This window comes from Paenibacillus sp. sgz302164 (genome assembly GCF_056120505.1).
The window spans coordinates 1-3,405 of sequence record NZ_JBVYOL010000005.1 but is presented as its reverse complement, the minus strand read 5'-3'; the positions used below and the strand labels follow the sequence as shown (position 1 = coordinate 3,405).

Sequence of the window (3,405 nt, the reverse complement as noted above, 5' to 3'; positions counted from 1 at the left end):
TTGGGTCGGCCCCTCCCCCCCCCCCCGCGACGCTGCTGACGGCCGTTACGCAGCGCTCATGGGTCTGGTTCGGGGCCAGCTTGTTGTCGCTGGCCGCACACGGCTGGCACCTCCGCCGGGCGAAGGCATCGTTCATCAACGCCGCGCTGCTGAAGAAACCGGCGTATTTGAAGCTGTCCGCAGTCGGCTTCTGCATCCTGGTGCTCAACCTCGGCAATCTGTTCCTCATGCCGCTCGCGCTCGCCAACCTGTTCGGCAAGTCGGCGCTGACAATCGGCCTGCTGATTGCGCCCGGGGCGATTTTGTCGGCTTTTTTGACCCGCTTTGTCGGCCACTGGATCGACCGGTACGGCAATCAGCTGTTTTTGCTGCTCGGACACGGCATTTTGGCCGCCGTGCTGCTTTTTTTCGCCGCCGATCTGGCTGCCTCTCCGGCTGTCGTTCTATGCGGCTATCTGTGCTTCTCGCCGGCTTTTTCGGCAACGATCGCTTCGCTCAACAATGAAACGTCGCGCATATTGCCGCAGCAAATGATCGGCTCCGGCATGGGTCTGATGCAGCTGATCCAATTTTTCGGGGGCTCTTTTTCCGTGGCGGTCTGCGGCCTTCTGCTGGCGGTTCAAACCGGGGTAACGGTCAGTACGGCTTACAAGCACGTATATTTAATATTATTTTTTGTCAGCATTTGCTCTCTGGCCGTGTTATTATGGTACAGGCGCTCTTCGATGAAGGAAGGGCGTTATGAGCCTGCATCATAGGCTGTGCAGCATAAGGATTGGGCCGTGTCGAAAGGACGGATAAGTGATGGATGAGTTGAACTTGATCAAAGCTTTTTTGCCCGAAGCCGTAAAAAGGAGCCGTGCCCGTTCCGCGGAAGGTTCGGTGGCGGCTTACATCCCTGAGCTTGCGAAGGCGCCGGAGGATGCGCTTGGCATTTGCATTTTGGACCGGACGGGGCAGTCCGTCTCGGAGGGCGATGCGGAGCTTGCGTTCACTCTGCAAAGCATTTCCAAGGTGTTTACGCTCATTTTGGCGCTGATGGATTGCGGCGAGGAGGAAGTGTTCGCCAAGGTGGGCAAAGAGCCGACCGGCGACGATTTCAATTCGATGCTCAAGCTGGAGCTCGTGGAGCCGGGCATTCCGTTTAATCCGCTGATCAACGCCGGGGCGATTGCCATTTCTTCGCTGATCAAGGGAAGCGATCCGGAGGAAAAGTCGGCGCGCATTTTGCAATTTTTCCGCCGGTTGACGCAAAACCCTGACATCGATGTGAACCGCGAGGTGTACCGCTCGGAAGCCGCCTCGGCGCACCGGAACCGGTCCTTGGCGTATTTTCTCAAAGACAACGGCGTGATGGACGGCGACGTCGAGGAAGTACTGGACGTCTACTTCCGCCATTGCTCGATTGAAGCGACGTGCAGGGACGTTGCGCAGATGGCGCTTCTGCTCGCCTGCGGCGGGACGGACCCGGCGACAGGCCGCGAAGTCATTCCGCGGCGCTACGTGCAGATCGCCAAAACGTTCATGATCACATGCGGCATGTACAACGCCTCGGGCGAATTTGCGATCGGCGTCGGTCTTCCGGCCAAGAGCGGCGTGTCGGGAGGCATCCTGACGTTGGTGCCGGGCCGCTACGGCATCGGGGTTGTCGGGCCCGCGCTGAACGGCAAAGGCAACAGCGTGGCCGGGGTGCATTTGCTCGAGACGCTCTCGCAGCGTTTTGACTGGAGCATGTTTTAAAGAAACGGGGGTGCGCGTATGAAACTGGGATTCGACATCGATGACACGCTGATTAACTTGAGAGAATACGCCTTTCATATATACAACCGGAAGCTCGGCCGAAATGTCGGATTGGACGTTTTTAACGCTTTGCCTACGCTGGCGATCCATGACGCATTCGGATTAACGCTGGAGGAAGGCCGGCAGATGTGGTCGAGCTCCCGCGACGAAATTTATTATACCGATTGCCCGCCATTTCCGCATGCCGTCGAGGTGCTGCAGGAGCTGGACGCCCAGGGCCACGAAGTGTACTACATCACGGCAAGACCCGCGGAGCACTGCGAGCGGACGAAGGCGTGGCTCGTTCGAAACCGTTTTCCCGTCGGTGAAGGCCGCTTTTTTTGCGGTATGAACGATACGGAAAAAGTGCACATTATCCACGAATTGGGCTTGGATTATTATTTTGACGACAAGCCTGCCGTGCTCGACACTTTGGCGGATTCGACCGCACGTGTGTATGCCAAAGATAACCCGTACAACAAGCATTTGGACATACCGCGGATCGTATCCTGGCATGAACTGCGGGATATCGTGAAGCAATCCTCGTGAAGCCGAGCCTGATCGCGCCCGACCCGCCTCCCACTCAAACCCGCCGCGGTTTGAGCGGGAGGTTTTTTTTGGGGGCGGCCGCCGGGAGGCCGGGATGGCGGCAGCTGAGGGGGTGGCGGCCGAGGGGATGTTGGCCTGTAGGGGCGGAGCCCGAGGGTCCTGGAGGCCGGTACCTTAGGGGAGCACCCCGAGGATCTTGGGTCCGGGAGCCCGCGGGTCTGGGGTCCGAGAGCCAGTAGCCCGGGAACCGGGCAGTTTTTGCAGATTTCCTGCTCCTACTGAAGCAGCTACTTCAGCACCAGCGGGCGGATTTCGTGGATTTCTCATCTGCGCCAGCAGCAGCCAGGGGGGACGGTAGCCCAGTAGCCCGGGCCCGGGAACCGAGAAACCGGGAGCCGGCGACTGGTAGCCGACCGCAAGAGCAAAAAACCTGCGAAAGTGCAGGCTTTTGGAGCCGAATCGGCCAGTTTTGATGAAAAGCCTGCAAAAGTGCAGGAATTCCCGCTCATAATGCGCCAAAGCTCAGGAATGAGCGAAAAAGCCTGCAGATTTGCAGGAATTTTCTGCTACAGGCGTGCCAACGAGCAAAAAGATGTACTTTTGCAGGTTTTCTTGGCACGGTCAAGTGATGAGCTGCCGCTAGCGGCAAAACTATTCAACAATCTCGCTTTTGCAGATATCCTGGCCTCTAAGAAGTGGGTGCACTAGCACAAGAGTGCGGTTTTGCAGATTTCCTGCTCCCAGTGAAGCAGCTACTTCAGCACCGGCGGGCAGTTTTCGTGGGTTTCTCATCTGCGCCAGCAGCAGCCTTGGGGGCCGGTAACCCAGTAACCCAGTAGTCCAGTAACCCGGGCCCGGGAACCGGGAACCCGGGAGCTGGCGACTGGTAGCCGACCACAAGAGCGAGAAGCCTGCGAAAGTGCAGGCTTTTGGAGCCGAATCGGCCAGTTTTGATGAAAAGCCTGCAAAAGTGCACTAGCTTTGCATCAAACCTGACATGAAAAATTTGTTTCAAAATGTTCCTAAAACTGTATTTTATTGATGCTTTTTGTCTGGCGGATAATTAAAAAATCTCCT

4 protein-coding genes are annotated in these 3,405 nt (G+C 57.4%); all 4 read left to right on the top strand.

Annotated elements, in window-relative coordinates:
• Nucleotides 1-758, top strand: a 758-nt coding sequence (locus AC0LWT_RS09810; protein WP_474681055.1) for an MFS transporter, incomplete at its 5' end; no start/stop codon positions are given.
• A gap of 46 nt (nt 759-804) precedes the next feature.
• Nucleotides 805-1,740 (top strand): glutaminase A, encoded by a 936-nt coding sequence (gene glsA, locus AC0LWT_RS09805; RefSeq protein WP_474681054.1) that lies wholly within the window; start codon nt 805-807, stop codon nt 1,738-1,740.
• A gap of 18 nt (nt 1,741-1,758) precedes the next feature.
• Nucleotides 1,759-2,328, top strand: a complete 570-nt coding sequence (locus AC0LWT_RS09800; protein WP_474681053.1) for a 5' nucleotidase, NT5C type — start codon at nt 1,759-1,761, stop codon at nt 2,326-2,328.
• 438 nt (nt 2,329-2,766) lie between these two features.
• On the top strand, nt 2,767-3,036 hold the full coding sequence (locus AC0LWT_RS09795; RefSeq protein WP_474681052.1) for a hypothetical protein: 270 nt from the start codon (nt 2,767-2,769) through the stop codon (nt 3,034-3,036).
• Nucleotides 3,037-3,405: the final 369 nt, after the last annotated feature.

Coding starts and splice junctions, on each gene's coding strand:
- glsA (WP_474681054.1), top strand. CDS start 805: ATGGATGAGTTGAACTTGATCAAAGCTTTTTTGCCCGAAGCCGTAAAA.
- AC0LWT_RS09800 (WP_474681053.1), top strand. CDS start 1,759: ATGAAACTGGGATTCGACATCGATGACACGCTGATTAACTTGAGAGAA.